At 55.5% G+C, this 5,815-nt stretch carries 3 rRNA genes; all 3 read left to right on the forward strand.

Annotated features, from left to right (window positions below):
* Positions 1–182 precede the first annotated feature (182 nt).
* Positions 183–1,710, forward strand: a 16S ribosomal RNA gene (locus FM101_RS14325).
* A gap of 570 nt (positions 1,711–2,280) precedes the next feature.
* Positions 2,281–5,411, forward strand: a 23S ribosomal RNA gene (locus tag FM101_RS14330).
* Between the two features lie 280 nt (positions 5,412–5,691).
* Positions 5,692–5,808 (forward strand): 5S ribosomal RNA (gene rrf / locus FM101_RS14335).
* The 16S, 23S and 5S rRNA genes sit together here, the layout of an rRNA operon.
* The last annotated feature ends 7 nt before the right edge of the window (positions 5,809–5,815 follow it).

The following is a 5,815-nucleotide window of genomic DNA, read 5'->3' on the forward strand; positions in this document are numbered from 1 at the left end:
GTCTGTTGTTTGAGAACTCAATAGTGTGCCATGTTTGTTGACACCGATTTTTTTATAAATTGGTGAATGGTCTTTGTGGATGCACCCCGTGTATTCGCAGGGACATATTTGCCAGGATTTATGTAACTTGGTGCAGCCCTTCCCTTGTTTTCCCTTGGGTTGTTGGTTGTGTCTGTAATTATTTTACGGAGAGTTTGATCCTGGCTCAGGATGAACGCTGGCGGCGTGCTTAACACATGCAAGTCGAACGATGACCCTGGTGCTTGCACCGGGTGATTAGTGGCGAACGGGTGAGTAACACGTGAGTAACCTGCCCCCGACTCTGGGATAAGCCCGGGAAACTGGGTCTAATACCGGATACTCACCTCCTTCCGCATGGAAGGGGGTGGAAAGATTTATCGGTGGGGGATGGACTCGCGGCCTATCAGCTTGTTGGTGGGGTAATGGCCTACCAAGGCGACGACGGGTAGCCGGCCTGAGAGGGTGACCGGCCACACTGGGACTGAGACACGGCCCAGACTCCTACGGGAGGCAGCAGTGGGGAATATTGCACAATGGGCGAAAGCCTGATGCAGCGACGCCGCGTGAGGGATGACGGCCTTCGGGTTGTAAACCTCTTTCAGTAGGGAAGAAGCGAAAGTGACGGTACCTGCAGAAGAAGCGCCGGCTAACTACGTGCCAGCAGCCGCGGTAATACGTAGGGCGCAAGCGTTATCCGGAATTATTGGGCGTAAAGAGCTCGTAGGCGGTTTGTCGCGTCTGCCGTGAAAGTCCGGGGCTCAACCCCGGATCTGCGGTGGGTACGGGCAGACTAGAGTGATGTAGGGGAGACTGGAATTCCTGGTGTAGCGGTGAAATGCGCAGATATCAGGAGGAACACCGATGGCGAAGGCAGGTCTCTGGGCATTAACTGACGCTGAGGAGCGAAAGCATGGGGAGCGAACAGGATTAGATACCCTGGTAGTCCATGCCGTAAACGTTGGGCACTAGATGTGGGGGACATTCCACGTTTTCCGCGTCGTAGCTAACGCATTAAGTGCCCCGCCTGGGGAGTACGGCCGCAAGGCTAAAACTCAAAGGAATTGACGGGGGCCCGCACAAGCGGCGGAGCATGCGGATTAATTCGATGCAACGCGAAGAACCTTACCAAGGCTTGACATGGGCCGGATCGGGCTGGAAACAGTCCTTCCCCTTTGGGGCCGGTTCACAGGTGGTGCATGGTTGTCGTCAGCTCGTGTCGTGAGATGTTGGGTTAAGTCCCGCAACGAGCGCAACCCTCGTTCCATGTTGCCAGCACGTAGTGGTGGGGACTCATGGGAGACTGCCGGGGTCAACTCGGAGGAAGGTGAGGACGACGTCAAATCATCATGCCCCTTATGTCTTGGGCTTCACGCATGCTACAATGGCCGGTACAATGGGTTGCGATACTGTGAGGTGGAGCTAATCCCAAAAAGCCGGTCTCAGTTCGGATTGGGGTCTGCAACTCGACCCCATGAAGTCGGAGTCGCTAGTAATCGCAGATCAGCAACGCTGCGGTGAATACGTTCCCGGGCCTTGTACACACCGCCCGTCAAGTCACGAAAGTTGGTAACACCCGAAGCCGGTGGCCCAACCCTTTTTGGGAGGGAGCCGTCGAAGGTGGGACCGGCGATTGGGACTAAGTCGTAACAAGGTAGCCGTACCGGAAGGTGCGGCTGGATCACCTCCTTTCTAAGGAGCAACTAGCATTCATTCATTTCAGGGCGCATGTCCTGGTGGTGGTGTTCAGTTCAGCCCGTTTCTGCCACTTGTGTTGGTAGGCGGGCGCTCATGGGTGGAATGTCAACGGATTGTGGCCTGGAACCTGGTTGTTCCCTGGTATTGAGTACGCATTGCTTTTGGTGGTGTTGGAAAGATGTGGGGTTCTGATCGGGTTCGGGTCCATGGCACACTGTTGGGCCCTGAAACAACAGGCCCGATGTTCTGGTCACTGGCTTTTGGTTGGTGGTCGGGGGGTTGGTTCTGGTTTGTTTTGGCTCCCGCGCATGGCCTAGACCACGAAAGACTGTTTTTGTGGTGGTGGGTGTGACGGGGTTGTTGTTTGACAACTGCATAGTGGACGCGAGCATCTTGCAAGGACGATGGATGCCATGTGATTGATACTCTTTCGGGGGTGTTGGTTGTGTGGTTTTTGTTGTTTTTGCGAAAGCAATTTATTTGAGAACCCCCAGCAGGGCATCCTTTGGGTGTGGTTGTTGGTGGTTCTCTCGATCAAATGCTCTTGTGAAAAGACCTTTTTGTGGTCAAGTTTTCAAGGGCGCATGGTGGATGCCTTGGCATCAGGAGCCGAAGAAGGACGTGGGAATCTGCGATAAGCCTGGAGGAGTCGATAACCGGACGTTGATTCCAGGATTTCCGAATGGGGAAACCCCGCACGGCGTCATGTCGTGTGACCCGTAGCTGAACACATAGGCTACGTGGAGGGAACGCGGGGAAGTGAAACATCTCAGTACCCGCAGGAAGAGAAAACAATAGTGATTCCGTGAGTAGTGGCGAGCGAAAGCGGATGGGGCTAAACCGTTCCATGTGTGATAGCCGGCGGGCGTTGCATGGGCGGGGTCGTGGGACCATTCATTCCAGTTCTGCCGGACTGGAGAAGTGAGGTGCGGGTGCATAGGCGAATCGGTTTGAAAGCCGGACCATAGGGGGTGTTAGTCCCGTAGCCGTAATGTTTTCCGCCGCTTTGTGATGGTATCCCAAGTAGCACGGGGCCCGAGAAATCCCGTGTGAATCTGCCAGGACCACCTGGTAAGCCTGAATACTTCCTGATGACCGATAGCGGACAAGTACCGTGAGGGAAAGGTGAAAAGTACCCCGGGAGGGGAGTGAAATAGTACCTGAAACCATGTGCCTACAATCCGTCGGAGCCACCTTGGTTGTGGTGACGGCGTGCCTTTTGAAGAATGAGCCTGCGAGTTAGTGCCGTGTCGCGAGGTTAACCCGTGTGGGGAAGCCGTAGCGAAAGCGAGTCTGAACAGGGCGTTCAGTGGCGCGGTCTAGACCCGAAGCGAAGTGATCTACCCATGGCCAGGTTGAAGCGTGTGTAAGAGCGCGTGGAGGACCGAACCCACTTCAGTTGAAAATGGAGGGGATGAGCTGTGGGTAGGGGTGAAAGGCCAATCAAACTTCGTGATAGCTGGTTCTCCCCGAAATGCATTTAGGTGCAGCGTTGCGTGTTTCTTACCGGAGGTAGAGCGACTGGATGGCTAATGGGCCCTACAAGGTTACTGACGTCAGCCAAACTCCGAATGCCGGTAAGTGAGAGCGCAGCAGTGAGACTGTGGGGGATAAGCTTCATGGTCGAGAGGGAAACAGCCCAGAACGCCAACTAAGGCCCCTAAGCGTGTGCTAAGTGGAAAAGGATGTGGAGTTGCGAAGACAACCAGGAGGTTGGCTCAGAAGCAGCCATCCTTGAAAGAGTGCGTAATAGCTCACTGGTCAAGTGATTCCGCGCCGACAATGTAGCGGGGCTCAAGCACACCGCCGAAGTTGCGTCATCCAGGTATATAGGTAGGCCTTCGTGGTCCAGCCGCCTGGGTGGGTAGGGGAGCGTCGTGCCGGCAGTGAAGCCACGGTGTGAACCAGTGGTGGAGACGGCACGAGTGAGAATGCAGGCATGAGTAGCGAAAGACGGGTGAGAAACCCGTCCGCCGAATGATCAAGGGTTCCAGGGTCAAGCTAATCTGCCCTGGGTGAGTCGGGACCTAAGGCGAGGCCGACAGGCGTAGTCGATGGACAACGGGTTGATATTCCCGTACCGGTGAAGAACCGTCCCTACTGAACTGGCGATGCTAACCGCCCCGAACACCCATCATCTTCCCTTCGGGGAAGGTACCGGGTGCCAGGCGCGGGACCCGAGCCAGGGAGGTCAACGTATTAACAGGTGTGACGCAGGAAGGTAGCCGGGCCAGGCAATGGAATCGTCCTGGTCCAAGGGTGTAGGCCGAATGGTAGGTAAATCCGCCATTCATGATGGTTGAGACCCGATAGGCGCCCACTTCGGTGGGTGATCCGGTGATCCTATGCTGCCAAGAAAAGCATCGACGTGAGGTTCAAGCCGCCCGTACCCCAAACCGACACAGGTGATCAGGTAGAGAATACTAAGGCGATCGAGAGAATCATGGTTAAGGAACTCGGCAAAATGCCCCCGTAACTTCGGGAGAAGGGGGGCCCCAACCTTGAACACCACTTGCTGGTGTGAGGGGATCGGGGCCGCAGAGACCAGGGGGAAGCGACTGTTTACTAAAAACACAGGTCCGTGCGAAGTCGCAAGACGATGTATACGGACTGACTCCTGCCCGGTGCTGGAAGGTTAAGAGGACCGGTTAGCCCCTCGGGGCGAAGCTGGGAATTTAAGCCCCAGTAAACGGCGGTGGTAACTATAACCATCCTAAGGTAGCGAAATTCCTTGTCGGGTAAGTTCCGACCTGCACGAATGGAGTAACGACTTCCCCGCTGTCTCAACCATGAACTCGGCGAAATTGCACTACGAGTAAAGATGCTCGTTACGCGCAGCAGGACGGAAAGACCCCGAGACCTTTACTATAGTTTGGTATTGGTGTTCGGTGCGGCTTGTGTAGGATAGGTGGGAGACGTTGAAGCGGGCACGCCAGTGTTCGTGGAGTCATCGTTGAAATACCACTCTGGCCGTACCGGATTCCTAACTTCGGCCCATGATCTGGGTCAGGGACAGTGCCTGATGGGTAGTTTAACTGGGGCGGTTGCCTCCTAAAGAGTAACGGAGGCGCCCAAAGGTTCCCTCAGCCTGGTTGGCAATCAGGTGACGAGTGTAAGTGCACAAGGGAGCTTGACTGTGAGAGTGACAGCTCGAGCAGGGACGAAAGTCGGGACTAGTGATCCGGCGGCACGTTGTGGAACGGCCGTCGCTCAACGGATAAAAGGTACCTCGGGGATAACAGGCTGATCTTGCCCAAGAGTCCATATCGACGGCATGGTTTGGCACCTCGATGTCGGCTCGTCGCATCCTGGGGCTGGAGTAGGTCCCAAGGGTTGGGCTGTTCGCCCATTAAAGCGGTACGCGAGCTGGGTTTAGAACGTCGTGAGACAGTTCGGTCCCTATCCGCTGCGCGCGCAGGAAATTTGAGAAGAGCTGTCCTTAGTACGAGAGGACCGGGACGGACGAACCTCTGGTGTGTCAGTTGTACTGCCAAGTGCACCGCTGATTAGCTACGTTCGGAAGGGATAACCGCTGAAAGCATCTAAGCGGGAAGCCCACTTCGAGATGAGATTTCCATACACCTTGAGTGTGAGAGGCCCCCAGCTAGACCACTGGGTTGATAGGCAGGACGTGGAAGCGGGGACTAAAGACCCGTGGAGCTGACCTGTACTAATAGGCCGATAACTTACACCACAATTCACCACACGACTGTTGGTTGTGTGGGCAAGATATGCTGCGTCCACTATGCGGTTGCCAGGCAACAACGCCTTGGCACCAACATCACCACACCCTTCTTCGATGCGGTGTGTTGATTCCCTACCGGTTGTGTGGGGGTTCGGGGTTGGTGTTCGGGGTTGGTCCTGTAATAGAATATTGTTGTACATGTTGCACCACGGAAACCAGCTGTTGGTTGGTTTCGGATATGGCAAATGTGACTAGTTTTCCCCGCCACTTGGTGGTGTGGGTGGAAGAGTTACGGCGGTCATAGCGTGGGGGAAACGCCCGGTCCCATACCGAACCCGGAAGCTAAGACCCACTGCGCCGATGGTACTGCACTCGGGAGGGTGTGGGAGAGTAGGTCGCCGCCGGACAAATTTT

The sequence above is a fragment of the Arthrobacter rhombi genome (genome assembly GCF_900163545.1).
In the GTDB taxonomy this organism is placed as follows: Bacteria; Actinomycetota; Actinomycetes; order Actinomycetales; family Micrococcaceae; genus Arthrobacter_H; species Arthrobacter_H rhombi_A.